The organism is Citrobacter sp. CK191 (assembly GCF_030333435.1).
In the GTDB taxonomy this organism is placed as follows: Bacteria; Pseudomonadota; Gammaproteobacteria; order Enterobacterales; family Enterobacteriaceae; genus Citrobacter_B; species Citrobacter_B koseri.
Window position 1 is genome coordinate 43,638 of sequence record NZ_JAOWFX010000034.1, and the last position, 25,912, is coordinate 69,549.

Consider the following 25,912-nt stretch of genomic DNA (forward strand, 5'->3'; position numbering starts at 1 on the left):
TAATGCGTTTGAGCGACGTTCTCCCGCTATTCACAACCGAACGATGAGGACTTGATGATGAATAAAGACGAAATCGGCGGCAACTGGAAACAGTTTAAAGGTAAAGTGAAAGAGCAATGGGGCAAACTGACCGATGATGATATGACAGTCATCGAAGGTAAGCGTGATCAACTGGTGGGTAAAGTCCAGGAACGCTATGGTTACGCAAAAGATGAGGCGGAAAAAGAAGTGAAAGAATGGGAAAACCGTAACGACTACCGCTGGTAATCAACTTCTCCTGCCCGTGAGTACAAGGACGTACTCCCCTCTGTTCAACATACTTGCTTTGGGCGGCGTCTGCGGATTAGCCGCCCGATTTATTTAACGTGGTTTCTTCTTCACCAGAATAGAATGGTCGTGCTGGCACTCGCCGGGGTGGCGACAGGCTTCGACTTCCACACACGCCGGGCATAACCCGTGTGCTTCAATTACGTTATGGCGCAGAGCGAACCCCATTTTTGCCGCCAGCGTATGCATAATGTCTTCCACGCCTTCAGCACACTCCTCTTTTACCACACCACAACGGTCGCAGATAAACATGGCCGAGCTATGGGTCGGCTGATCGAACAGGTGACAGAGCACGTAGCTGTTGGTGGATTCGACCTTGTGAACAAAACCCTGCTCAAGCAGAAAATCGAGCGCACGATACACCGTCGGCGGTTTGGCCTGCGGCTCCGTTTCACGCAGCAGATCCAGCAGGTCATAGGCGCTGATCGCGCCTTCCTGCAGACTCATCAGACGCAACACTTCGAGGCGCTGGGGTGTCAGCCGCACATTGCGTTGCGCACAGAGTTTTTCAGCTTGCGCTAAAAGCTCTTGCGTGGTGGTCTTTTCCATGTGGCACCTCGGATTGCGTGAAAGGTTAATCTTCTACTTTACCATGTTCTGCGTAAAACGCCGAGAAGCAGCCCTAACGATATATCGTCAGCTAATCTTTCAGTGGGCTGTGCTATAGTAGCGCCCCAAATTCACCAGGTGCTTAAAATTTCGCCATGTCTACAGAATCACAGTTTGCTTTTCCTGCTCATCGTTTTTCTATCGCGCCGATGCTCGACTGGACGGACAGACATTGTCGCTACTTCCTGCGTCTGCTGTCTCGCCAGACGTTGCTCTATACCGAGATGGTAACAACCGGGGCGATCATTCATGGCAAAGGCGACTATCTGGCATACAGCGAGGAAGAGCATCCGGTGGCGTTGCAGCTTGGCGGCAGCGATCCGGCTGCGCTGGCGCAATGCGCGAAACTGGCGCAGGCGCGAGGATATGACGAAATTAACCTTAACGTAGGCTGCCCGTCTGACCGTGTACAAAACGGCATGTTTGGCGCCTGTCTGATGGGAAATGCGCAACTGGTGGCGGATTGCGTGAAGGCGATGCGGGACGTAGTGTCGATCCCGGTAACGGTCAAAACCCGTATCGGTATTGACGATCAGGATAGCTACGAATTTCTCTGTGACTTCATCAATACGGTCGCCGGTAAAGGCGAATGCGAGATGTTTATTATCCACGCGCGCAAGGCCTGGCTCTCCGGGCTCAGCCCGAAGGAAAACCGCGAGATCCCGCCGCTGGATTACCCGCGCGTTTACCAGTTAAAGCGTGATTTCCCGCATCTGACCATGTCCATCAACGGTGGTATTACGTCGCTGGAAGAGGCGAAAGCGCATCTGGAGCATATGGATGGCGTGATGATCGGGCGCGAAGCCTATCAAAACCCGGGCATTCTGGCCTCCGTTGACCGTGAGATCTTTGGCGCGACCACGGCGGATGCCGATCCTGTGGCTGTCGTTCGCGCCATGTATCCGTACATTGAGCGTGAACTGAGCCAGGGGACATACCTCGGGCATATTACCCGTCATATGCTGGGGCTGTTTCAGGGGATTCCTGGCGCGCGCCAGTGGCGCCGTTATCTGAGCGAAAATGCCCATAAAGCAGGCGCCGACATTGACGTGCTGGAACATGCGCTGAAACGGGTGGCGGATAAGCGTTAAGTTCTCACTAAAAGTTAGTCAATTTCACCACGCCCTGCGCACTGCCGCGGGGCGTTTTGTTTGCAAATCAATAGATTAATTTTGGCATGTTTCTTGTAATGGTCTGAATATGTCGGCCCGCAAAGCGCTACGCCACCGGGCATTCCATATTCAGGGGGAATCATGCTGGAACTACTTTTTGTGATGGGCTTTTTTATCATGCTGATGGCCACCGGCGTGTCATTGTTGGGGATTCTGGCCGCGCTGATGGTGGCGACCGCCGTGATGTTCCTGGGCGGGATGTTTGCGTTGGTGATCAAACTGCTGCCGTGGTTGCTGTTGGCTGTTGCCGTGGTGTGGGTCATCAAAGCGATAAAAACGCCGAAAATCCCACAGTATCAGCGCAATAACCGTCGGTTTTACTAAGGTATTGTGCAGAGGATCACAACCTGTAACTTTCTTCTTAGAAGCAAATAGGAATTGATTATCAAATCTGTCACTATTGCGCGGCTAATGAATTCATCGAGCTGTACCCTACATACAGCCGAACTAAAAAAGAAAGGGCTTCCCGTGTGGAAGCCCTAATTCTTTTCCCCGTCATACTACGGAATGAGCAGGCTCGATCCCTGCGTTGCCCGGCTTTCCAGCACCTCATGCGCGCGCTGCGCATCTTTCAATGCGTATTTCTGATTCTCCGCGACCTCGACTTTTATCACGCCGCTGGCAATCAGTGAAAACAGCTCGTTGCTGGCTTCGGTCAATTCATCGCGACTGGTGATGTAACCCTGGAGAGAAGGGCGAGTGACGTACAGCGAGCCTTTTTGGTTCAGGATGCCTAAGTTAACGCCGGTCACAGGGCCGGAAGCGTTACCAAAACTCACCATCAGCCCCCGGCGTTGCAGGCAATCCAGCGACGCTTCCCAGGTATCTTTCCCGACTGAATCGTAAACCACCCGTACTTTTTTGCCGCCAGTAATCTCTTTCACCCGTTCAGCGATATTTTCTTCACGATAGTTAATCACTTTCCATGCGCCAGCCTGTAAGGCAATTTGCGCTTTCTGCGCGCTGCCTACCGTGCCAATAAGTTTCGCGCCCAACGCTTTAGCCCACTGGCAGGCGATAAGGCCCACGCCCCCGGCGGCGGCATGGAACAAAAACGGTTCGTCGGGTTTAACCTCATAGGTTTTGCGCAGCAGATAAAAGACCGTTAATCCTTTCAGAAAAGAGGCGGCAGCCTGCTCGAAAGAGATCGCTTTAGGGAGAATGGCGGCCTTATCGGCGGGAACATTGTGTACCGAACTGTAAGCCCCGAGCGCAGACTGGGCATAAACGACGCGGTCGCCCGCTTTAATATGTTTAACGTTGCTGCCGACTTTACTCACCACGCCCGCCGCTTCAGTGCCCAACCCGCTGGGCAGGGATGGCGGTGGATAGAGCCCACTGCGAATATAGGTATCAATGTAGTTGATGCCAATCGCTTTATTTTCGACCTGGATTTCGTTTTCCGCCGGGTCTACAGGGGTAAAGTCCACTGCTTTCAGGACGTCAGGGCCACCGTGCTTGTGAAATTCAATTCGTGTTGCCATGCTTCCTCCAGAACGTATCGTAAGGGTCCACTTATATGGTAAAGTTTCGACCCATTCTTTATCTCGGTAACTCCATTCACTATGGCAGGAAATAAACCCTTCAACAAACAACAGACTGATGCGCGTGACCGTGATTTGCAGGTTGACGGGCTGAAAGTGCCGCCGCACTCGATTGAAGCGGAACAGTCGGTGTTGGGCGGTTTAATGCTGGATAATGAACGCTGGGACGATGTCGCCGAACGCGTAGTGGCGGATGACTTTTATACCCGGCCGCACCGGCATATTTTTACCGAAATGCACCGTTTGCAGGAAATGGGGAAACCCATTGACCTGATCACGCTGGCGGAGTCGCTGGAAATTCAGGGGCAACTGGATAGCGTTGGCGGTTTTGCTTACCTGGCGGAGTTATCCAAAAATACGCCAAGTGCGGCGAACATCAGCGCTTATGCGGATATTGTCCGCGAACGTGCCGTTGTTCGCGATATGATTTCCGTCGCCCATGAAATTGCCGATGCGGGTTACGATCCGCAGGGGCGCAACAGCGACGAGCTGCTGGATCTCGCGGAATCTCGCGTTTTCCAGATTGCGGAAAACCGCGCCAATAAAGACGAAGGCCCGAAAAGCATCGATCAAATCCTCGATGCGACCGTGGCGCGCATTGAAACCCTTTTCCAGCAGCCGCATGACGGTGTGACAGGGGTCGATACCGGTTATCAGGACTTAAACAAAAAAACCGCCGGTTTGCAGCGCTCGGATCTGATCATCGTTGCGGCGCGTCCGTCGATGGGTAAAACGACATTTGCGATGAACCTCTGCGAAAACGCCGCGATGTTGCAGGAGAAACCGGTACTGATCTTCAGTCTGGAGATGCCCGGCGAACAGATTATGATGCGTATGCTGGCGTCGCTGTCGCGCGTGGACCAGACGCGCATTCGTACGGGTCAGCTGGATGACGAAGACTGGGCGCGTATTTCCGGTACGATGGGCATCCTGCTGGAGAAGCGTAATATGTATATTGACGATTCATCCGGCCTGACGCCGACGGAAGTTCGTTCGCGTGCCCGTCGTATCTACCGTGAACATGGCGGCTTAAGCCTGATCATGATCGACTACCTGCAACTGATGCGCGTGCCGTCGCTCTCCGATAACCGTACGCTGGAAATCGCGGAAATCTCCCGCTCGCTAAAAGCGCTGGCAAAAGAGCTACAGGTGCCGGTGGTGGCGCTGTCGCAGCTTAACCGCTCTCTGGAACAACGCGCCGATAAACGCCCGGTCAACTCGGATCTGCGTGAATCCGGCTCCATCGAGCAGGATGCCGACTTGATTATGTTTATCTATCGTGACGAGGTTTATCACGAAAACAGCGACTTAAAAGGCATCGCAGAAATTATTATTGGTAAACAACGTAACGGCCCAATCGGTACGGTACGTCTGACGTTTAACGGGCAATGGTCGCGTTTCGATAACTATGCGGGACCGCAATACGACGACGAGTAAATCTCCTTCATCATTCACGCCGCAGATGCGTTGACTGCGCCCGCTTATCCCTTCGGGAACAGCGCCGGCGCTGTTCAAAAACGCCAGAGCGTTTTTGTCCTGCAACGCGAATGATTTTGGCGATTCTTTTTATAAGGAATTCAAATGCAAGCGGCAACTGTAGTCATTAACCGCCGCGCTCTGCGACACAATCTGCAACGTCTGCGTGAACTGGCGCCTGCCAGCAAGCTGGTTGCGGTCGTGAAAGCGAACGCTTACGGACACGGTCTTCTGGAGACCGCGCGAACGCTCCCTGATGCCGACGCTTTTGGCGTCGCCCGCCTTGAAGAAGCCCTGCGCCTGCGGGCGGGCGGGATCACGCAGCCCATTCTGTTGCTGGAAGGTTTTTTTGAAGCCACCGATCTGCCAGTCATCTCTGCACAGCATCTGCATACCGCCGTGCATAACGAAGAACAGCTTGCCGCGCTGGAAGCCGCCGAGCTGGATGAGCCGGTAACGGTGTGGATGAAACTGGATACGGGAATGCATCGTCTGGGCGTGCGTCCTGAAAAAGCCGAAGCGTTTTATCAACGGCTTACGCAGTGTAAAAATGTGCGCCAGCCGGTAAATATCGTCAGCCATTTCGCCCGCGCCGATGAGCCGGAATGCGGTGCGACCGAGCAGCAACTCGATATTTTTAATACCTTCTGCGAAGGTAAACCGGGACAACGTTCCATCGCCGCTTCCGGCGGCATCCTGTTGTGGCCACAGTCTCATTTTGACTGGGCGCGACCGGGCATCATCCTCTACGGCGTCTCGCCGCTGGAAAATCAGTCCACTGGCGAAGATTTTGGCTGCCAGCCGGTCATGTCGCTAATCTCCAGCCTCATTGCCGTTCGCGAGCATAAAGCGGGCGAACCGGTGGGCTACGGCGGCACATGGATCAGCGAGCGTGATACGTGTCTGGGCGTGGTTGCTATGGGCTATGGCGATGGTTATCCGCGTGCGGCGCCGTCCGGTACGCCGGTGCTGGTTAACGGTCGGGAAGTGACGATTGTCGGTCGCGTGGCGATGGACATGATCTGCGTCGATTTAGGCCCTCAGGCGCAGGACAAAGCAGGCGATCCGGTCATTTTGTGGGGTGAAGGTCTGCCCGTTGAGCGCATTGCGGAAATAACAAAAGTGAGTGCTTACGAACTTATCACGCGCCTGACATCAAGGGTTGCGATGAAGTACATTGATTAAATGCGTGCCGGGTGGCGCATTGATCCCTGGCCGGATAAGGCGGATACCCCGCCATCCGGCGATATTCACATCAACATCCTCTCGATCTTCTCACGCTTCCGGTTTATTGTGTTTTAACCCCCTGCCTGTAAACCTGGAGAACCACAGCGTGTTTCAAAAAGTTGACGCCTACGCTGGCGACCCGATTCTTTCGCTTATGGAGCGTTTCAAAGAGGATTCGCGTAGCGACAAAGTGAATCTCAGCATCGGTCTGTATTACAACGAAGAGGGCATTATTCCTCAGCTTAAAGCCGTTGCCGAAGCGGAAGCCCGGATTAATGCGCAGCCGCACGGCGCGTCGCTGTACCTGCCAATGGAAGGTCTCAATACCTATCGCCATACCATTGCGCCGTTGCTGTTTGGCGCCGATCATCCGGTTCTTCAGCAGCAACGCGTGGCGACAATTCAGACGCTGGGCGGTTCCGGTGCGCTGAAGGTAGGGGCGGATTTCCTGAAGCGTTATTTTCCTGAATCCGCCGTGTGGGTCAGTGACCCGACCTGGGAAAACCACATCGCAATTTTTGAAGGCGTTGGTTTCGAAGTAAGTACTTACCCCTGGTATGACAACGCCACTAACGGCGTACGTTTCAACGACTTGCTGGCGACCCTCAACACCTTGCCTGCCCGCAGCATTGTGCTGCTGCATCCGTGCTGCCATAACCCGACCGGTGCTGATTTAACCCATTCGCAGTGGGATGCGGTTATTGAGATCCTGAAAGCGCGCGAGTTGATTCCGTTCCTCGACATTGCCTATCAGGGATTTGGCGCCGGTATGGAAGATGATGCCTACGCGATTCGCGCCATTGCCAGCGCCGGATTACCCGCGCTGGTCAGTAACTCTTTCTCGAAGATCTTCTCGCTGTATGGCGAACGTGTGGGCGGGCTTTCGGTGGTCTGTGAAGACGCTGAGGCCGCAGGCCGCGTGTTGGGTCAGCTCAAAGCCACCGTGCGCCGTAACTACTCCAGCCCGCCGAATTTTGGCGCGCAGGTGGTTGCCGCCGTACTGAACGATGAGGCGCTCAAAGCCAGCTGGCTGGCGGAAGTGGAAGCAATGCGTACGCGTATCCTGGCGATGCGTCAGGAACTGGTGAATGTCCTGAATGCCGAGATACCGGGCCGTAACTTTGATTATCTGCTGCAACAGCGCGGCATGTTCAGCTATACCGGCCTGAGCGCTGCACAGGTGGACCGTCTGCGTGATGAGTTCGGCGTCTACCTGATCGCCAGCGGACGCATGTGCGTGGCGGGTCTGAATTCCGGCAATGTCCAGCGCGTGGCGAAGGCGTTTGCTGCGGTGATGTAAGTGATTGTGTTGCCGGATGGCGGCGTTGCCTTATCCGGCCTACAAAGCAGCCCGTAGGCCCGGGGGCGACCTGCCGGATGGCGGCGTTGCCTTATCCGGCCTACAAAGCAACTCGTAGGCCCGGTAAGCGGTAGCGCCACCGGGCGAGCAGCGCTGCCCCTCCATTCATATGTGATCATCCTCTTTTTCTGTAACAAAACCGCAGAAAATTCTTCCTTTCACCTGCCGCTGGGGTTATGGTCAGAGAGTTTTTTGACCAGTCAATATAATTAAAAATCATAACTAACTGACTATTTAGGGAAAAATATGCGCAAGATAACCCTGGCCTTGAGCGCCTTTTGTTTACTTTTCACGTTAAATAATTCAGCAATCGCCCTGGCGTCCTCGCCGTCGCCGCTAAATCCTGGCACCAACGTTGCGAAACTCGCCGAGCAATCTCCCATCCACTGGGTCTCTGTCGCGCAGATCGAAAATAGCCTGGCGGGTCGTCCTCCCATTGCTGTCGGGTTTGATATTGATGACACCGTGCTGTTTTCCAGCCCTGGCTTCTGGCGCGGCAAAAAAGTCTATTCGCCAGAAAGCGAGGATTATCTGAAAAATCCGGCATTCTGGGAGAAGATGAACAACGGCTGGGATGAGTTCAGCATTCCGAAAGAGGTGGCGCGTCTGCTTATTGATATGCACGTCCGGCGTGGCGACAGCATCTTTTTTGTCACGGGGCGGAGCCAGACGAAAACCGAAACCGTCTCGAAAACGCTGGCTGATGATTTCCACATTCCCGCAGCCAATATGAATCCTGTGATTTTTGCAGGCGACAAGCAGGGCCAGAACACCAAAACGCAGTGGCTACAGGAGAAAAATATCCGCATCTTCTACGGCGACTCCGACAATGACATTACGGCAGCCCGTGACGCGGGCATTCGTGGCATCCGCATCCTGCGCGCCTCCAACTCTACCTATAAACCGTTGCCGCAGGCCGGCGCGTTTGGGGAAGAGGTGATTGTGAACTCGGAATATTAAAACCGGCGGAACCTTTTGCCCCAGGACTGATAAAACGCATTAGCGTCGCCATCAGGCAATAAGCGGCACGGGTGCCGGATGGCGGTGCAGGCACCTTATCCGGCCTACAGTGACATCATCCGGCAAGATTCTCAATCGCTGTTTTTTTGAACAAAATTGAGCTGCTGGCTTTTACCTTTGGCGGACTTGCTGCAAACTGAGTAAGAGACGTTCTCAGTGGGGCAATATGCTTAAAAGGGGAATAAGAAGATGACCAATTCGGAGTTACTGCAATATTGCATGGCAAAAACAGGCGCGGAACAGAGCGTTCACAGTGACTGGAAAGCCACACAAATCAAGGTTGAAGATGTGCTTTTTGCCATGGTGAAAGAGGTGGAAAATCGCCCGGCGGTATCTTTGAAAACCAGCCCTGAACTGGCGGAGTTGCTGCGCCAGCAACACAGCGATGTGCGACCAAGCCGACATCTTAATAAAGCGCACTGGAGCACCGTCTACCTGGATGGTTCGCTACCGGATTCGCAAATCTATTATCTGGTGGATGCCTCTTATCAACTGGCGGTAAGTACCCTGCCGGAGGACAAGCGTAAGCTGTTGGTGCAGCCGTGAGCCGTTTTGCCGGATGCGGCGCAAGCGCCTTATCGAGCCTACAAACTATTACGCATATTCTGTAGGCCCGATAAGCGCAGCGCCATCGGGCATTATTACAGCATTGGCTTGAGGAAACGGGCAGTATGTGACGCTTCACACTCTGCGACCGTTTCCGGCGTCCCGGAAACAAGAATTTCGCCGCCGCCGCTGCCGCCTTCCGGGCCGAGATCGACAATCCAGTCCGCCGTCTTAATGACGTCCAGGTTGTGCTCAATCACCACAATGGTGTTGCCCTGATCGCGCAACTGGTGCAGCACGTCCAGCAGTTGCTGAATATCGGCAAAATGCAGACCGGTGGTCGGTTCATCCAGAATGTACAGCGTCTGCCCGGTGCCGCGTTTCGACAATTCACGCGCCAGCTTCACGCGCTGTGCTTCACCGCCGGAGAGCGTGGTGGCGGACTGACCGAGACGGATGTAGGTCAGACCCACGTCCATCAACGTTTGCAGCTTACGCGCCAGCGCCGGAACGGCGTCAAAAAATTCGCGCGCTTCTTCGATGGTCATATCCAGCACTTCGTGGATAGTCTTGCCCTTGTACTTAATCTCCAGCGTTTCGCGGTTATAGCGCTTGCCTTTGCACTGGTCGCACGGTACGTAAATATCCGGCAGGAAGTGCATTTCAACCTTGATGACGCCGTCGCCCTGACAGGCTTCGCAACGCCCGCCGCGCACGTTAAAGCTGAAACGTCCCGGCGTATAGCCGCGTGAGCGTGATTCCGGCACGCCAGCGAACAGCTCACGTACGGGCGTAAACACGCCGGTATACGTTGCCGGGTTAGAGCGCGGCGTACGGCCAATCGGACTCTGGTCGATGTCGATGACTTTGTCGAAATGCTCCAGCCCCTGAATATCACGATACGGCGCAGGTTCCGCAATGGTCGCCCCGTTTAACTGGCGCTGGGCAATCGGGAACAGTGTGTCGTTGATAAGCGTAGACTTACCCGACCCGGATACGCCGGTGATACAGGTAAACAGGCCAACCGGCAGCGTCAGGGTGACGTCTTTCAGGTTGTTGCCGCGCGCGCCGGTCAGCTTCAGCACTTTCTCCGGGTTCGCGGGAACGCGCTGTTTCGGCACTTCAATCTTGCGTTTGCCGCTCATGTACTGGCCGGTGAGGGATTCCGGCACCGCCATAATCGCCTCCAGCGGCCCTTCGGCCACGACCTGACCGCCGTGTACGCCAGCGCCGGGGCCGATATCGATCACATGGTCGGCGGCGCGGATGGCGTCTTCGTCATGCTCCACCACAATCACGGTATTGCCGAGATTACGCAGGTGAATCAGCGTTCCCAGCAAACGTTCGTTATCGCGCTGATGGAGACCGATAGACGGCTCATCCAGCACATACATCACGCCTACCAGCCCCGCGCCAATCTGGCTGGCCAGACGGATACGCTGGGCTTCGCCGCCGGACAAGGTCTCTGCCGAACGGGACAGCGTCAGGTAGTTGAGGCCGACGTTTACCAGGAACTTGAGGCGGTCGCCAATCTCTTTGAGGATCTTCTCAGCAATCTTTGCACGCTGGCCTGCGAGCTTGAGATTATTGAAGAAGTCCATCGCATGGCCGATGCTCATGTCGGAGATCGCAGGCAGCGGAGTATTCTCGACGAAGACATGACGAGCTTCACGGCGCAGACGCGTGCCTTCACAACTGGCGCACGGACGGTTGCTGATGAATTTAGCTAACTCTTCACGTACCGCGCTGGACTCCGTCTCTTTGTAACGGCGCTCCATGTTGTGCAGCACGCCTTCGAACGGATGGCGACGCACGGAGGTGTCGCCACGATCGTTGATGTATTTGAACTCGATGCTCTCTTTGCCGGAACCGTACAGAACGACTTTATGCACGTTCTGACTCAGACTTCCCCACGGCGCTTCCACGTCGAACTTATAGTGTTCCGCCAGCGATTTCAGCATCTGGAAGTAATAGAAGTTACGGCGATCCCAGCCGCGAATCGCGCCGCCAGCCAGAGAAAGCTCCGGGTTCTGGATCACGCGATCGGGATCGAAATATTGCTGTACGCCGAGGCCGTCACAGGTCGGGCAGGCTCCCGCCGGGTTGTTGAACGAGAACAGACGCGGTTCCAGCTCGCGCATACTGTAGCCGCAAATTGGGCAGGCGAAGTTGGCGGAAAAGAGCAGTTCTTCCGCTTTCGTATCGTCCATATCCGCGACGATCGCGGTGCCGCCGGAGAGTTCCAGTGCGGTTTCAAAAGATTCCGCCAGGCGCTGGGACAGATCGCTACGGACTTTGAAACGATCGATCACGACCTCAATGGTGTGTTTCTTTTGCAGCTCCAGCTTCGGCGGATCGGAGAGATCGCAGACCTCGCCATCAATACGGGCGCGGATGTAGCCCTGGCTGGCCAGGTTTTCCAGCGTTTTGGCGTGCTCGCCTTTGCGCTCTTTAATAATGGGCGCCAGCAGCATCAGGCGTTTGCCTTCCGGCTGAGACAGCACGTTATCCACCATCTGGCTGACGGTTTGCGCCGCCAGCGGGACGTCATGATCCGGGCAGCGCGGTTCACCCACGCGGGCGAACAGCAGACGCAGATAGTCATGTATTTCGGTAATTGTACCTACCGTAGAGCGCGGGTTATGGGATGTCGATTTCTGCTCAATTGAGATAGCGGGCGACAGCCCCTCAATATGGTCGACATCTGGTTTTTCCATCAAAGACAGAAACTGACGCGCATACGCGGAAAGGGATTCAACGTAACGACGCTGCCCTTCGGCATACAAGGTGTCAAAAGCGAGCGAGGATTTGCCAGAACCCGAAAGCCCGGTGACGACAATCAGTTTGTCGCGCGGGATGACGAGGTTGATGTTTTTGAGATTATGGGTGCGGGCGCCCCGAACTTCGATCTTATCCATTCACCTTTCCCGGATTAAAACGCTTTTTCCCGGCCGCATGGCGCTACCGGCGATCACAAACGGTTAATTATGACACAACTCAACCTGAATGGATATACAGTATTGGAATGCAAAACACAGGCTACTGTGTAACAATGTCCGCCCAAGGTTGTTTACTGGAATCAGCCTCGCATCGTAGTAAAAACGCTATTGGTAATGCTACAATCGCGCGTTTACACTTATTCAGAAACGTTTTTCAGGAGACTCGATCATGGCCAGCAGAGGCGTAAACAAGGTGATTCTCGTCGGTAATCTGGGCCAGGACCCGGAAGTACGCTACATGCCAAATGGTGGCGCAGTTGCCAACATTACGCTGGCTACTTCCGAATCCTGGCGTGATAAGCAGACCGGTGAGATGAAAGAGCAGACGGAATGGCACCGCGTTGTGCTGTTCGGCAAACTGGCGGAAGTGGCCAGCGAATATCTGCGTAAAGGTTCTCAGGTTTACATTGAAGGTCAGTTGCGTACCCGTAAATGGACCGATCAGTCCGGTCAGGACAAATACACCACTGAAGTGGTGGTCAACGTGGGCGGCACCATGCAGATGCTGGGTGGCCGTCAGGGCGGTGGCGCTCCGGCTGGCGGCAATATGGGCGGCGGTCAGCAGCAGGGCGGTTGGGGTCAGCCTCAGCAACCGCAGGGCGGCAACCAGTTCAGCGGCGGCGCGCAGTCCCGTCCGCAGCAACAATCCGCTCCGGCACCGTCTAACGAACCGCCAATGGATTTCGACGACGACATCCCGTTCTGATGAATTTAAAAAGCTCCCTTCACGGGAGCTTTTTTTTTGGCTGAAATAGCGTGCAATTAAATAGCAGGCTTGTCAGTTTTGTCACCGGACGTAAATATATCTACAGACTTTATGGGTTATTTCCTTTCTTGCTTATGATCAAAAAAGACAGGGTATTATTGATTATTATTCCCCCGTTATTTTGGTCAAATGAATGCTGAATCTTGCCAGGTCTTTTCAGGGATATGTGATTAGCCTGTCAGCTAACTTAAGGAAATCATCATGAATAAAGTTATTTTAATGCCCGTTGATATTCTGGCGATGGATCTCTCTGACAAAGCCATTGCCTATGCTGATCATATGGTGGACAAAGAAAACGGCGTGATCCATCTGCTGCATGTGTTCCCTAAACTGGGTACCTCCCCAATGCGTGGTTTTGCCTCGGATATCAGAAAATACGAGGAATACATGACGAATGATGCGCAAGAGAAAATGCTTAACCTTGCGAGAAAATTCAAAACGCCGTTGGAGAATATTCGTTTTGAAGTCCGTCATGGCAATATTCGTGATGAAGTAAATAACGCGGTAGAAGCGCATAACGCCGAGATGATTATCATCGGTTCGCGCAAGCCGGGTATTGCAACGCATTTGCTCGGTTCGGCTGCGGCGAATATTTTGCGGTACGCGAAAATTCCGGTGATGGTCATTCGTTAATCTGCCATGCCCGACGGCGCTTTGCTTACTGGGCCTACAAGATTCACTCCCGTAGGCTGGATAAGGCACTTACGCCGCCATCCGTCGCCATGCCCGGTGGCGCTTCGCTTACCGGGCCTACAAAATTCACTCCCGTAGGCCGGATAAGGCGCTTGCGCCGCCATCCGGCGCCATACCCGGTGGTGCTTCGCTTACCGGGCCTACAAAATTCACTCCCGTAGGCTGGATAAGGCGCTTGCGCCGCCATCCGGCGTCATGCCCGGTGGCGCTTCGCTTACCGGGCCTACAAAATTCACTCCCGTAGGCTGGATAAGGCGCTTGCGCCGCCATCCGGCGTCATGCCCGGTGGTGCTTCGCTTACCGGGCCGACAAAACCTCTCTCCCGTAGGCCGGATAAGGCGCTTGCGCCGCCATCCGGCGCTATGCCCGGTGGCGCTTTGCTTACCGGGCCGACAAAATCCCTCTCCCGTAGGCCGGGTAAGGCGCTTGTGCCGCCATCCGTCGCCATGCCCGGTGGCGCTTCGCTTACCGGGCCTACAAAATTCACTCCCGTAGGCCGGATAAGGCGCTTGCGCCGCCATCCGGCGTCATGCCCGGTGGCGCTTCGCTTACCGGGCCGACAAAACCTCTCTCCCGTAGGCCGGATAAGGCGCTTGCGCCGCCATCCGGCGCTATGCCCGGTGGCGCTTCACTTACCGGGCCGACAAAACCTCTCTCCCGTAGGCCGGATAAGGCGCTTGCGCCGCCATCCGGCGTCATGCCCGGTGGCGCTTTGCTTACCGGGCCTACAAAATGCCTCCCCCATCGGCAAAAAAAAGCCTCCGCTACGGGAGGCTTTTTGCTTCGCGGTGAACCGCTGGCTATTTCCGGCGGAATTTACGGGTGAGCGGTTTCTCTATCTCCACAATGCAGAACAGCACTGCGCCGATAGCGAAGGTTATGCCCCAGTAACGCAGCGGCAGCGCTTCTGTGCCAAACAGCATCTGCATGAAAGGCATATAGATAATCGCCAGCTGTAACAGCAACAGAATGCCGCTGACCATCCAGATGCCTTTATTCATCAGCAGCCCGCGTCCCAGCGAGAAACCATCCGAAACCCGACAGTTGAGCATATATACCCACTGTGCGGTGACCAGCGTCTGCAACAGCACGGTACGGATAAACTCCGGGCTGTGGCCGCGAGGCTGCAACCAGGCTTCCAGCGCAAAGGCGCAGGCCGCAATTAACGTTCCGACAAAACCGACGCGCCAGATAGCAAAGGCATCCATGACGTTCTCATTGCTCTGGCGTGGCGGGCGTCGCATGATGTTGCGCTCACCGGCTTCAAATGCCAGCCCGAACGACAGCGTGGCGGAGGTCGCCATGTTCATCCACAGAATCAGTACCGGCGTGAGCGGGATCAGGTTCCCAGCCAACAGGGCAATGATGATCAGCAGACCCTGTGCCAGGTTGGTGGGCATGATGAACAGAATCGTTTTCTTCAGGTTGTCGTAAACGCGACGCCCCTCCTGCACGGCGCTGGCGATGGTGGCGAAGTTGTCGTCCGTCAGTACCATGTCAGCGGCTTCTTTTGTCACTTCCGTGCCTTTGATGCCCATCGCGATGCCGACGTCCGCCTGCTTCAGCGCGGGGGCGTCGTTGACTCCGTCGCCGGTCATACCGACAATCTCGCCTTTGTTTTGCAGCGCCTTCACCAGACGCAGTTTATGTTCAGGGCTGGTGCGGGCAAAGATGTCGTAGGTGACAGCGGCTTCGGCTAATGCCGCATCGTCCATCTGCTCCAGTTCGTAGCCCGTTACCGCGTGGGTGCTGTTATGAATCCCCAGCATGCCGCCGATACTCATGGCCGTTTGCGGGTGATCGCCGGTGATCATCTTCACGCGAATCCCCGCCTGCTGGCAGGCCTGGATTGCGTCAATGGCCTCTGGGCGCGGCGGATCCATCATACCTGCGATGCCCAGGAAGATCAGACCGTCATTCAGGCACTCATGGGTGAGAGAGGCGGCTTCTGCACGCCCTGGCTTCCAGGCTGCCGCAACCATGCGCAGACCTTCTTTCGCATAGCGCGCGATCTCCGCTTCCCAGTGATTTTGCGTAAAAGCTTCAGTACCGGTAGCAGTCTGCTGTAGCTGGCACAGTTTAAACAACACATCTGGCGCGCCGGTCACCAGTACGCGCTCTTCATTTCCAATGCGATGGTGCGTCGCCATGTATTTGTACTGCGAATCGAACGGGATTTTGCTGCGCAGTTCAGTTTCAATGGCGGGAAGGCGCGCTTTTGCCGCCAGCACTTTTAAGGCTCCTTCCGTTGGCCCGCCGGTGATGCCCCAGTGACCGTTTTCGTCCTGAATCAATTGGCTGTCATTACACAGGTCGATAGTGCGAAGGTAGTTCTCCAGCAGGCTGCCGGGCAGGATCTCTACCGCAGCGTCGCTCTCCTCAGTATGGATCTCGCCCATTGGCTCATAGCTGTTGCCCTGAACGCGGTAATTTTTGTCCGCCGTAATAATGGCTTTTACCGTCATCTCATTCATGGTCAGGGTGCCCGTTTTATCGGAACAGATCACGGACATCGCACCCAGCGTCTCGACCGTCGGCAGCTTGCGGATAATGGCGCGTTTGCGGGCCATCGTCTGTACGCCGAGCGACAGAATAATTGAGATGATCGCGGGCAGCCCTTCCGGTACGGCCGCGACGGCAAGGCTAATCAGAGAAAGCAGCAGTTCGCCCATCGGCATATCGCGCAGCAGCAGACTGAACACAAATAGTCCTGCCATCATGGCGACGATAATGGCGAAAATGGCTTTGCCGAGTTTATCCATCTGAACCAGCAGCGGGGTACGGTGCTTCTCAATGCCCGTCATCATCTGGTTGATGTGGCCGAGTTCAGTCTCTTCACCGGTGGCGATAACCACGCCCAGCCCAGCGCCTGCGCTGATGGTGGTGCCGGAGAACAGCAGATTTTTACGATCGCCTAACGGCAGTTCGCCGGTAAGGGTGTCGGCTGTTTTATCGACAACGGTGGACTCACCCGTCAGGATGGCCTCTTCAACCCGCAGGTTGTGGGCTTCCATAACGCGAAGATCTGCCGGGATGCGATCGCCTGCGCGCAGCACGACGATATCGCCCACCACCAGTTCGGTTGTGGGGACGGTTTCATGTTGACCGTTGCGGATAGCGACCGCTGAGTTCGACAGCATATTGCGGATGCTTTTCAGCGACTTTTCCGCGTTATTTTCCTGAATGTGGCCAATCAGCGCGTTGATAACGGCAACACCCAAAATGACGGCCGTATCCACCCAATGACCCATGACCGCAGTCAGCACCGCCGCAGCGATCAGGACATAAATCAGAACATCGTGGAAATGCGCCAGGAAGCGTAACCATGCCGGTTTGCCTGCTTTTTCTGGCAGCGCGTTAGGCCCATGCTGCGCGAAACGCGCGCTGGCTTCATTTTGCGTCAGCCCGGAAGGCTGACTCTGCTTTTTTTCAAGTACCTCGTTAACAGATTGCTGGTACGGTTTTTTTTCAACGCATGGCGCAGAATGGAGACGATTTTTATTCGGCATTCTGGTCAATTTAAAATTCCTCGAAGTATAAAATGCATAATGTTTTGAATCGCGCTTATACTATTAAAATAAAGAGTCTGAATTATTGACATTAATCAATGGCGTTTCGTTAAAGATTATTTTATCTTGATGGTTAGATAACGCTTGTAGCGTATATTTTCAGTGTTTTGATGGAAGTGTAAACTTAGTAAAGGAGGTAATTATGTTAGGAATATATAGCGGTAGGCGATTGATGTTACTGGTTATTTTTGCAATCATTATCGCGGTAATTAGCGGGATTTCAACCTACGCCTTCGTTAAATATCTGGGTTGAAAAACACTAAATATAGTGTTCCTTACATAACTTTTAAATATTTAAAGTTAATGACAGAGAATAAAAATAAAGGGCATAAGAATATATTTTTGATGAGCAGTCTGACAGGATGAACAGACTGCTCTGGACAGGTAAAAATATGGCTAGCAGACTAACGAATAATACACATTGGTTTTCCTGTCAGCGGTTCAGGGTGAATTTCCGCATCAACCTGAAATACATTGCGTAATAATTCTGGTTGCATCACATCAACAGGTTGCCCTTGCGCAATCACATTCCCCTGCGCCAGCACGACAAGATGATCGCAATAGCGACTTGCCTGATTCAGATCGTGCAGTACCGTCACGACCGTTTTTCCCGCCTGTTTTAGCATCTGCATGAGCGCCATCAACTCCACCTGATGATTAATGTCGAGCCAGGTGGTGGGTTCATCCAGTAATACAATGGGCGTATCCTGCGCTAACACCATCGCCAGAAACACGCGCTGCCGCTGACCGCCGGACAGCTCCGTCAGCCGCCTGTCTGCCAGCGCGTCAGTGTGCGTCTGCGCCATTGCCCGGTTGACATGCTGATGGTCGTCGCGAGAAAGCCGCCCCCACAGCGGCAGCCACGGGCTGCGGCCATAGCTGACCAGTTCCCGCACGGTGATCCCTTCCGGCGTCATGTGCTGTTGCGGCAGTAGCGCCAGGTGACGCGAAAGCGCGCGGGGTGAGAATGCCGACAGCGGCTTACCCGCAATGTGCAAGGTGCCGGATTGCGGTATGAGCAGGCGGGCAAGGCATTTCAGCAGCGTCGATTTGCCGCAGCCATTAGGCCCCAGTAATGCGGTGATCTGCCCGGCGGGTAGCGTAACCGACAGGCCGTCAAGAATGCGTTTATCACCGTATCCGGCAGTCAGGTTTTCACATCTGATATCCATCTAGCGCATCCTCACAAGCAACCAGATAAACCACGGCGCGCCGATAATGGCGGTGAGCATGCCTGCCGGAAGCTCCGTGGGAGGGTTAATGATCCTTGCCAGCAAATCGGCCAGCGTTAAGACAAATGCGCCGATTAGCGCAGCGCCGGGCAGCAGCCAGTGATGGCGCCCTCCCAGCAGGCGTCGGGTCAGGTGGGGCACGACCAGGCTGACGAAAGCTATCGGCCCGCAAACTGCCACGCTGGTGGCTGCCAGCGCGACGGCGAGGAGCAATCCCAGGCGCTGCGCCCGCCTGACCGGGACGCCGAGCGTGCTGGCGCGATCATCGCCCAGCGCCAGCAGATCCAGATCGCGGCAAAACCAGGCGCTGAGCGGAATAAGCGCCAGCATTACCGGCAGCGCCACATACACAAACGACCAGCCGCGTCCCCATAAACTGCCGGTCAGCCACAGCAGCGCGTTGTTAACGTCCTGCGGGCGGGAGAGCATCAGGTAATCCGTCAGGCTGGCCCAGGTTGCCGACAACGCCACGCCGATTAACGCCAGACGCAGGGGGGAGGAGCGACCCGCAATCGCACGCAGCAAGATCAGTGCACAAAGCCCGCCCACAAATGCCAGCAGCGGCAGCCAGACGACCGACAGCGATGGCAGCAGCATGAGTGCGCTTACCGTCGCCAGATTGGCGGCATGGTTCACCCCTAAAATATCCGGCGAGGCCAGCGGATTACGCACGATGCCTTGCACCAGTACGCCGGAAATCGCCAGGGCGGCGCCGACGAATATCGCCAGCAGCAGTCTCGGCAGACGATACTGGGTCAGAACATAGTGGTGCTCGTGACCGGTATGCCAGCCATCGATCAGCGCGGACCAGGGCAGGGGAACCACGCCCAGACGCAATGACAGCAGCGCGGTGATACTCAGCAGGAGCAACGTGATGAGCAGAATAAAGGCTTTCATCCACGCCTCCTTGCCAGCCAGACAAAACACGGTGCGCCAATCAGCGCCAGCACTGCGCCTGCCGGAAGTTCGCCCGGCCAGGCCAGCGCTCGCGCCAGAATATCCGCCAGCAGCATAAACGTTGCGCCCATCAGTAGGCTCATCGGCAGCAACTTACGCTGGTCGTGACCTGACCACGCCCTGGCCAGATGCGGCATTAACAGGCCGATAAACGCCACCGGCCCCGCCACGCTGACGCAGGTGCCGACCAGCACCAGCACGCCGATATTGACGGTAAGCCGCAGCTGAAACAGGTTTACGCCGAGCGTGTGTGCAGCGACATCGCTGACGTTGAGCAGATTAAGGGCGTTCGCCAACAGCAGCATGGCGGGAATAATCACCAGAACAAAAGGAAAGAGCTGCCAGAACTCAGCCCAGCGCACATGGGCAATACCGCCCGCCAGCCATGAAAAAATGCCGTAAGCGTGGTCTTCCGCCAATAACAGCGTGATGCGGGTCAGCGCCATACACAGCGCGGAGAGCGCGATTCCGGCGAGAATCAGTTTGTTGCGGTCGGGCTCCTGTCGCCAGCCGCCGCCAGCCAGCATCACCAGAAGCCAGGCGAGGCCTCCGCCTGCGGCGGCGATAAACGCGATGGAATACCCGCTGAGCAATATGGGGCTGAATGCGCTGGTTAACGCTATCGCCAGTGCCGCACCGCTGTTAATGCCGGTCAGAGAAGGGGAGGCTAGCGGGTTATGGGTCAGGGTTTGCAGCAATGTTCCCGCCAGGGCAAGGCTGGCGCCAATCAGCAATGCCACCAGGCTGCGCGGCAGACGTAAATTACGCACCAACGCCTCCGAAAGCGGAGGCGTTGAAGAAGGAAACAGGGCATGCAGAGCACTGACGGGTGAAATCGGGATCGCCGAGTAGCAGAACAGGCTCAGCCAGAACGCTGCCAGGAGCGCCAGTACGGGCGCTCCCCAAATGATCAATGTCCTCATTGCGTGGTATCAGGCGTCTGGTGATGAAAGATTTTCACCGTATCGCCGGCAATGCGTTCCGCAGCGAAAATCCCGCGCATCCGCGCCCAGCTATTGCTATCGACAGCGGCAACCTGGTGGTGTTGCGACGCCTGGAGCATGGACCACAACGTATCCTGCTGCCAGCGTTTAACGATGCTCTCCTGGCGGTAGTGCGCGACAATCAGCCACTGCGGATCGAGCGCCAGTAGCCGCTCCAGATTAATCGTGGTCATTGGCGCAGAGCTGATTGCCTCCGGCACGCGCAGACCCAGCGCAGCGAGCACGCCGCCCGTATACGATTCGTGGCTGTGCAGATTAAACTGCTGTTCGCGTGAGGTGCCGAATACCACGCTGGCCCCTTTCGGCAAGTGGGCGGCAAATGCGCGCATACGTTCCCGATGCAACGTCAGTCGTTTTTGCATTTCCGCATCTTTACCTGATACTTTCCCGATGATCGCAGCGGATTGCAGATTTTCGGCGTACGTTTCATTACGGGATTTGAGCAACAACACGGGGGCGATCTCTTGCAGCGCGGCGTAAATCCCTGCGTGGCGGCTGCTGTCAGCGATAATCAGGTCAGGCTTTAGCGCGCCGATCGCCTCAAGGCTCGGCTGAGCGCGGGTGCCGACGGACTGCCATTGCCCAATAATCTGGCGCACTTCCGGCAGCAGACGCATGGGATCGTTGTCATCGGCGATCCCCACCGGACTGACGTTCACCGCCGCCAGCGCATCGGCAAACGACAGTTCCAGTACGACAATCCGTTGCGGCGTTTTATTCAGGGTAAAGGCGCCGTGTTCATCCTGCACCGTCACGGCAAAAACCGGCGCAGCCAGGACGATCAGGCTGAAAAAATAAACGCGAATAAAAGCAAACATAGTCAACTCCGGTTGCCGGATGGCGTTGCGCTTACCTGGCCTACGTCACTCTGTAGGCCGGGTAAGGCATTTACGCCGCCACCCGGCAACAAATGAACAATCAGAACTTCAGTGACCCTTGCAGGTACAGCGTTCGTGGCTGTCCGGCATAGATGCCTTTGTTGTTGTCGTCATACGAGCGGGTGTAATACTCATGGTCGAAGATATTCTTTACGCCAAACGCGAGGTTCAGGTTGGCCATCTCGGGGCCGAAGTCATACGCCACGCGCGCGCCCCACAGCATGTAACCCGGAATACGCCCGGTGCTGCCGTCTGCGCTCTCTTTCCCGGTATTGGCGTTGTCGGCAAACTGGCTGGACTGGAAATCGCTGTTCAGGTTGAACGTCCAGTTGCCGGGTTTGTAATCCACGCCCAGCGTCCCTTTATGCTTTGGTGAGAACGGCACCTGATTGCCGTAAGTGTCGCCTTTTTCGCGAATTTCGGCGTTAACGTACGCGTAGTTAGCGTAAACGGCGACATTTTCCAGCGTGGGCGTCATATCGCCGAGATCGTAACGTACCTGCGTTTCCAGCCCGGTATGACGGGTTTTGCCACGGGCGGTGACCGTATCGTTAGTCTGGTTGGAGTCGTACTGATTATTAAAGTTAATCAGGAACAGCCCCATTTCCGCCGTCAGCGCGCCGTTGTCGAATCGGGTTCCGACTTCCCAGGTTCGCGCTTTTTCCGGTTCCACATTGCCGCTTTGCACAGCCTTGCCAATTTGACTGTACTGTACGGTGCCGAACGAGCCTTCAGTGTTGGCATAAAGATTCCAGCTGTCAGTGAGGTGGTAGAGGACGTTAAGCGCCGGAAGCGGGGCGTTGTAGCTCACCTCTTCGTGCGTACCTTTAACGTTGTTGTCCTGGTAGGATTCAATGTGTTCAAAACGCATACCTGGCGTAATGGTCCAGTTGCCGATATCAATTTTGTCATCGAGATACCAGGCGTGAGCTTCGGTCCCTGAACGTGTATCACGGTCATAAGGGCTGGATGTTGACGGCAACTGACCGCTGGTGGTTGCGGTGTAGTAGCGCATTTCATGCGTGGATTCATTGACATAGCGATAGCCTACGCCGACTTCATGCGCAGACGGGCCAATCATAAAGCTCTGGCTGTAGCGCGGTTCAATGCCGCGAACCCAGTAGTAGCGCGGTGAGAGCGTAATGCGTTTTCCTTGCTCTAAATAACCGCTGCGCAGGGTGCGGGTGTAGAAACCCTGAATATTGAATTTGTGCTGGCTGTCGGGTTGGTATTGATACCCCAGACTGGCAAGCTGGCGGCGGCCCCAGAAGCTGTCATACGGGCGCGTGGACTGCCAGCGATCGGCGTCGTAGTCGGCGCGGGACAGGCCGCCGGGCATATCGGCGTGACCGTCATAGTATTGCAGCAGGCTATTGAAGGTATGTACCTCGTCAGGCGCATATTTGCTTTTCAGCATCACGTCGTCGATACGGGTGTTGCTGTGTTCGCGCCAGTCGCTGCCGCGCGTGCCGGAGTAGAGCAGGGCCGTGCCGAAACCGTTATCCGCCGTTCCGCCTACCATCAGGTTGTGCGTCTCTTTTGGATTGTTTTGCGACGAGGTGGGGCTGAGTTGCCCTTCAACGCCGGCTTCAATACCGAAATCCTGCGGAATCGCGCGGGTCACGAAGTTCACCACGCCACCCACGCTTTGCGGCCCATAGCGCACCGCGCCGCCGCCGCGCACCACGTCAACGGCATCCATATTGCCCAGAGAGACCGGCGCGAGCGACAGCTGCGGCTGACCGTATGGCGCAAAAGGCACGGGGATGCCGTCCATCAATACCGTCGAGCGGCTGGCCAGGCGTGGGTTAAGACCGCGAATACCGAAGTTCATTGCCAGGTCATGGCTGCCGGTGCCGTTGTTTTCCGGGGCGTTGACGCCGGGGATACGGTTCAGCGCTTCGCGCATGGTCGTCGCGCCGGTTTTGGTGAAATCATCCCGGCGGATAACGTCACGCGCGCCGGCATGTTCGAACACGTCGTTTTCCCGGGCTTCACCCAGCCAGTCGCCGACTACGGTCAACGAGTCCTCGCTGGCAACCGGGGCGGCTTCCAGCGTCCAGGTGTTATCGCCTAACGATTTTTCCTGTAGGCCGCTCCCCTTTAGCAGTGTGCGCAGGCCATCTTCAAGCGCGTAGTCGCCGTGCAGTCCGTCGCTGTGTTTGCCCCGCGTGAGCGAAGCATCTACTGACATAATAATGCCGCTGCGGGCAGCGTATTGATTAAGTGCTTTGTCTAAGTCTCCGGCGGCAATATCGAACTGCGTGGCAAATGCAGGCAGTGAAGCCAGTCCGGCAAGCGGAAGCAGGCTTAAACGAATCGCCATCACCAGAGGTGCTGTGTTATGAAAGGCCATCACGTCTCCATCATCATTTCTTTATTTGTATTCAGTTATGAAGTCGAACGAGCGGGGCAAAAGGGACAATAAAAATGATAATTTTTTTCGTTATCGTTTAAATGGCGGGGGACAGCGTGACCCAGTAACGCGTAACAAACTGAATTTTCACAGGAAGTGTTTTCGCGATCGCATTCAGTACGGCATCGGTGTTGCCGAGCGGGAACGTCCCTGTCAGGCGTAATCCGGCAACGGCCGGGTCACAACGCAGTATGCCGTGCCGGTAGCGCGAGAGCGTGGCGATGACGTCGCCCAGAGGTTTGTCGCTGAAACTTAACACGCCCTGCGTCCAGCTTGCAGACTCGTCATTCAATGATGCGACGTCGCCAAACTGTGAGGCGCTGAAGCGCACCGTTTCACCTTGCTGAATAACCCGTTTTTGTTGCGGATCTCCGGCGAGAATCGCTTCGACGGCATGTTGGCGGACGCTAAGGACGGTTTCATCGCCGTCCTGGCGTACGGTAAATTCCGTACCCAATGCGGTGAGCTGGCCCTGGCGCGTCTGTACACGAAACGGGCGTTGCAGCGCGTCTTTTCCGGTGGTAATGGCGATCTCGCCGTACCAGAGCTGGATCTGGCGCTGGCTACCGTCAAATCGCACGTTAACCGCGCTGTCGGTATTCAGCGAAAGCAACGTGCCATCCTCCAGCGTCTGCTGGCGAGTCTGCCCCCGGGCGGTACGATAATCAGCACGCAGACCTTCGCCCAACTCCGATCGCCAGAGCTGCCAGCTGCCGCCCGCGCAGACCAGCAACAGCAATCCTTTCAGTACGTGGCGGCGCGTCAGGCGGCTGTCTTTCAGCGTGTGGCTGGCGAGTTTGCCGGGGACGCTGCTCATCTGGCAGCGCAGGTTTTCGACCTGCTGCCAGGCCCATTGATTATCCTGATCTTGTTCATACCACTGCTGCCAGCGCGCTTCCTGCTGGGGGCTTACGCGCTCCCCGCTTAAAACGGCATACCAGTGTGAGGCTGAACGTAGCGCCTGGCGGCGGGCATCGGTGAGGGAGGTTTTCACAGATCATGCTCCAGGCGGAACAGCAGGCAGTGTTCCGTGGCTTTCGCGACGTACTTTTTCACCGAGCTGACGGAAACATTCAGACGTTGCGCGATGTCGCTGTAGGTCAGCCCGTCAAGCTGAGAAAGCAGGAAGGCCGTTCTCGCTTTGGCGCTCAACCCGTCCAGCATCCTGTCGACAAGTTGCAGCGTTTCGAGATGCGACTGCTTTTCTTCAGCGGAAGGCGCCAGCGTTTCGGGTAACTGCGCAAGCATCTCCAGATACGCTTTTTCCAGCGCATTGCGGCGGAAAAGGTCGATCATCACCCGTTTGGCGACGGTGCAGAGAAACGACTTTGGGTCGCGAATCGCCGTCAGAGATTCACCGTTAATAATACGCAGGAAGGTGTCCTGGGCGACGTCGTCGGCGTCGAACGCCGACTGTAACTTTCGCGCCAGCCAGTGCGTCAGCCAGCCGTGATGCGCGCGATACAGCGATTCAAACGTTAAAGGAGCGCACTGAACTGGAGTCGGCATAGCGGAAAAGTATCAAAAGTTAATCATCACGGCGGGGATGTTAATATGAGAATAGTTCTCATTACAATAAATGATACGGCGATTTTAGCGGGATAAAGGTTAACTGGCTGTTTTTGAGAGAATAAAAAAGCCTCCGGGCGGAGGCTTATATCAGCATCAGGTCAACACCATCGGCCACTCTGGCGGGGTATGGCTCATGGCTTCCACCATCACGGCTTCGATATTGTTCCAGATTGCGGAGACATCCATCAGAGTGATGCCGAGTAACCCGGTTGCAAACCAGCAGGCCGATACGACGCCAAGGCCGCTACTGATCACCGCGAGTCCGATATAGTCGGATTTACGAAAGCGAATATTGAGCGTGCTGGCTAAAAACATGAGCACAGCGCTCAGCAGTTGCCAGCGGAGAAGAACCACGCCAGTGGTTATGGTAGCCATGAAACATTTCCTCTGAGAATAGCAGGTGCCCTGGACAGCGCGGCGTTGCTCACGGAAGGCGTGGTACACTCTGGCTATCGACGGGCATGACATCGACACTGAATGAAACAACGTTTCTGTTTCATCATTTTTGTGAACTATATCACAATAAATTGTTTGTTAGCCAGTGC

At 55.6% G+C, this 25,912-nt stretch carries 24 protein-coding genes; 10 read left to right on the plus strand and 14 right to left on the minus strand.

Features of this window, described 5'->3' with window-relative positions; genetic code table 11:
• Positions 1-57: 57 nt before the first annotated feature.
• The gene (locus OGV82_RS19950; RefSeq protein ID WP_024130835.1) at positions 58-267 is read left to right on the plus strand and encodes a CsbD family protein; all 210 of its coding nucleotides are present in this window, start codon (positions 58-60) and stop codon (positions 265-267) included.
• A 93-nt stretch (positions 268-360) separates the two neighbouring features.
• On the opposite strand, the gene zur is transcribed toward OGV82_RS19950, so the two are convergent.
• Positions 361-876, minus strand: a complete 516-nt coding sequence (gene zur, locus OGV82_RS19955) for a zinc uptake transcriptional repressor Zur (protein ID WP_012134638.1) — start codon at positions 874-876, stop codon at positions 361-363.
• 155 nt (positions 877-1,031) lie between these two features.
• Here zur and dusA point away from each other — a divergent pair, with 155 nt between their 5' ends.
• Both dusA and pspG read left to right on the plus strand, forming a co-directional pair.
• Positions 1,032-2,027 carry a tRNA dihydrouridine(20/20a) synthase DusA gene (gene dusA, locus OGV82_RS19960; RefSeq protein WP_047459672.1) on the plus strand — a complete coding sequence of 332 codons (996 nt, stop codon included), beginning with the start codon at positions 1,032-1,034 and terminating at the stop codon, positions 2,025-2,027.
• Between the two features lie 162 nt (positions 2,028-2,189).
• Entirely contained in the window at positions 2,190-2,432 is a 243-nt protein-coding gene (gene pspG / locus OGV82_RS19965) for an envelope stress response protein PspG (RefSeq protein ID WP_047459668.1), read from the plus strand.
• Between the two features lie 176 nt (positions 2,433-2,608).
• Here pspG and OGV82_RS19970 read toward each other — a convergent pair whose 3' ends face one another.
• Positions 2,609-3,592, minus strand: a complete 984-nt coding sequence (locus OGV82_RS19970; protein ID WP_012134630.1) for a quinone oxidoreductase — start codon at positions 3,590-3,592, stop codon at positions 2,609-2,611.
• An 81-nt stretch (positions 3,593-3,673) separates the two neighbouring features.
• On the opposite strand from OGV82_RS19970, the gene dnaB reads away from it, so the two are divergent.
• The 5 genes from dnaB (at position 3,674) to OGV82_RS19995 (ending at position 9,281) form a co-directional block, all read left to right on the plus strand.
• On the plus strand, positions 3,674-5,089 hold the full coding sequence (gene dnaB / locus OGV82_RS19975) for a replicative DNA helicase (RefSeq protein WP_012134629.1): 1,416 nt from the start codon (positions 3,674-3,676) through the stop codon (positions 5,087-5,089).
• 144 nt (positions 5,090-5,233) lie between these two features.
• The gene (gene alr, locus OGV82_RS19980; protein WP_047459665.1) at positions 5,234-6,313 is read left to right on the plus strand and encodes an alanine racemase; all 1,080 of its coding nucleotides are present in this window, start codon (positions 5,234-5,236) and stop codon (positions 6,311-6,313) included.
• 148 nt (positions 6,314-6,461) lie between these two features.
• Complete coding sequence (tyrB, locus tag OGV82_RS19985) at positions 6,462-7,655, plus strand: aromatic amino acid transaminase (RefSeq protein WP_047459662.1); 1,194 nt, start codon at positions 6,462-6,464, stop codon at positions 7,653-7,655.
• 306 nt (positions 7,656-7,961) lie between these two features.
• The gene (gene aphA, locus OGV82_RS19990) at positions 7,962-8,675 is read left to right on the plus strand and encodes an acid phosphatase AphA (protein ID WP_047459659.1); all 714 of its coding nucleotides are present in this window, start codon (positions 7,962-7,964) and stop codon (positions 8,673-8,675) included.
• 249 nt (positions 8,676-8,924) lie between these two features.
• Positions 8,925-9,281: an MmcQ/YjbR family DNA-binding protein gene (locus tag OGV82_RS19995; RefSeq protein ID WP_012134615.1), complete on the plus strand. Its 357-nt coding sequence runs from the start codon at positions 8,925-8,927 to the stop codon at positions 9,279-9,281.
• A 95-nt stretch (positions 9,282-9,376) separates the two neighbouring features.
• On the opposite strand, the gene uvrA is transcribed toward OGV82_RS19995, so the two are convergent.
• Positions 9,377-12,199 (minus strand): excinuclease ABC subunit UvrA, encoded by a 2,823-nt coding sequence (uvrA, locus tag OGV82_RS20000; RefSeq protein ID WP_012134614.1) that lies wholly within the window; start codon positions 12,197-12,199, stop codon positions 9,377-9,379.
• 250 nt (positions 12,200-12,449) lie between these two features.
• Between uvrA and ssb1 the strand changes: the two genes are divergently transcribed.
• Together ssb1 and OGV82_RS20010 are read left to right on the plus strand one after the other, a co-directional pair.
• On the plus strand, positions 12,450-12,986 hold the full coding sequence (ssb1, locus tag OGV82_RS20005; RefSeq protein ID WP_047459655.1) for a single-stranded DNA-binding protein SSB1: 537 nt from the start codon (positions 12,450-12,452) through the stop codon (positions 12,984-12,986).
• A 261-nt stretch (positions 12,987-13,247) separates the two neighbouring features.
• A complete protein-coding gene (locus tag OGV82_RS20010) occupies positions 13,248-13,679 on the plus strand; it encodes a universal stress protein (protein WP_012134612.1) in 432 nt (143 codons plus the stop codon).
• 292 nt (positions 13,680-13,971) lie between these two features.
• Here OGV82_RS20010 and OGV82_RS20015 read toward each other — a convergent pair whose 3' ends face one another.
• The 11 genes from OGV82_RS20015 to OGV82_RS20065 form a co-directional block, all read right to left on the minus strand.
• Positions 13,972-14,226 (minus strand): hypothetical protein, encoded by a 255-nt coding sequence (locus OGV82_RS20015; RefSeq protein WP_127891249.1) that lies wholly within the window; start codon positions 14,224-14,226, stop codon positions 13,972-13,974.
• Positions 14,223-14,438: a hypothetical protein gene (locus OGV82_RS20020; protein ID WP_286462827.1), complete on the minus strand. Its 216-nt coding sequence runs from the start codon at positions 14,436-14,438 to the stop codon at positions 14,223-14,225. The genes OGV82_RS20015 and OGV82_RS20020 overlap by 4 nt, the downstream gene beginning before the upstream one ends.
• A 101-nt stretch (positions 14,439-14,539) precedes the next feature.
• On the minus strand, positions 14,540-17,257 hold the full coding sequence (locus OGV82_RS20025) for a cation-transporting P-type ATPase (RefSeq protein ID WP_373271749.1): 2,718 nt from the start codon (positions 17,255-17,257) through the stop codon (positions 14,540-14,542).
• 455 nt (positions 17,258-17,712) lie between these two features.
• Entirely contained in the window at positions 17,713-18,480 is a 768-nt protein-coding gene (gene fecE, locus OGV82_RS20030) for a Fe(3+) dicitrate ABC transporter ATP-binding protein FecE (protein WP_047459649.1), read from the minus strand.
• Positions 18,481-19,437: a Fe(3+) dicitrate ABC transporter permease subunit FecD gene (fecD, locus tag OGV82_RS20035; RefSeq protein WP_047459646.1), complete on the minus strand. Its 957-nt coding sequence runs from the start codon at positions 19,435-19,437 to the stop codon at positions 18,481-18,483.
• Positions 19,434-20,420 (minus strand): iron-dicitrate ABC transporter permease FecC, encoded by a 987-nt coding sequence (gene fecC / locus OGV82_RS20040; protein ID WP_047459643.1) that lies wholly within the window; start codon positions 20,418-20,420, stop codon positions 19,434-19,436. The genes fecD and fecC overlap by 4 nt, the downstream gene beginning before the upstream one ends.
• A complete protein-coding gene (locus OGV82_RS20045; protein WP_047459639.1) occupies positions 20,417-21,319 on the minus strand; it encodes a Fe(3+) dicitrate ABC transporter substrate-binding protein FecB in 903 nt (300 codons plus the stop codon). The genes fecC and OGV82_RS20045 overlap by 4 nt, the downstream gene beginning before the upstream one ends.
• 100 nt (positions 21,320-21,419) lie before the next feature.
• A complete protein-coding gene (gene fecA, locus OGV82_RS20050; protein ID WP_047459636.1) occupies positions 21,420-23,735 on the minus strand; it encodes a TonB-dependent Fe(3+) dicitrate receptor FecA in 2,316 nt (771 codons plus the stop codon).
• A gap of 97 nt (positions 23,736-23,832) precedes the next feature.
• Positions 23,833-24,789 (minus strand): ferric citrate uptake sigma factor regulator FecR, encoded by a 957-nt coding sequence (gene fecR, locus OGV82_RS20055; protein WP_012134603.1) that lies wholly within the window; start codon positions 24,787-24,789, stop codon positions 23,833-23,835.
• Positions 24,786-25,304 carry a ferric citrate uptake sigma factor FecI gene (gene fecI, locus OGV82_RS20060; RefSeq protein WP_012134602.1) on the minus strand — a complete coding sequence of 173 codons (519 nt, stop codon included), beginning with the start codon at positions 25,302-25,304 and terminating at the stop codon, positions 24,786-24,788. Before fecI ends, fecR begins: the two co-directional genes overlap by 4 nt.
• A gap of 156 nt (positions 25,305-25,460) precedes the next feature.
• Positions 25,461-25,742 carry a YjcB family protein gene (locus OGV82_RS20065; protein WP_012134601.1) on the minus strand — a complete coding sequence of 94 codons (282 nt, stop codon included), beginning with the start codon at positions 25,740-25,742 and terminating at the stop codon, positions 25,461-25,463.
• Between the last annotated feature and the right edge of the window lie 170 nt (positions 25,743-25,912).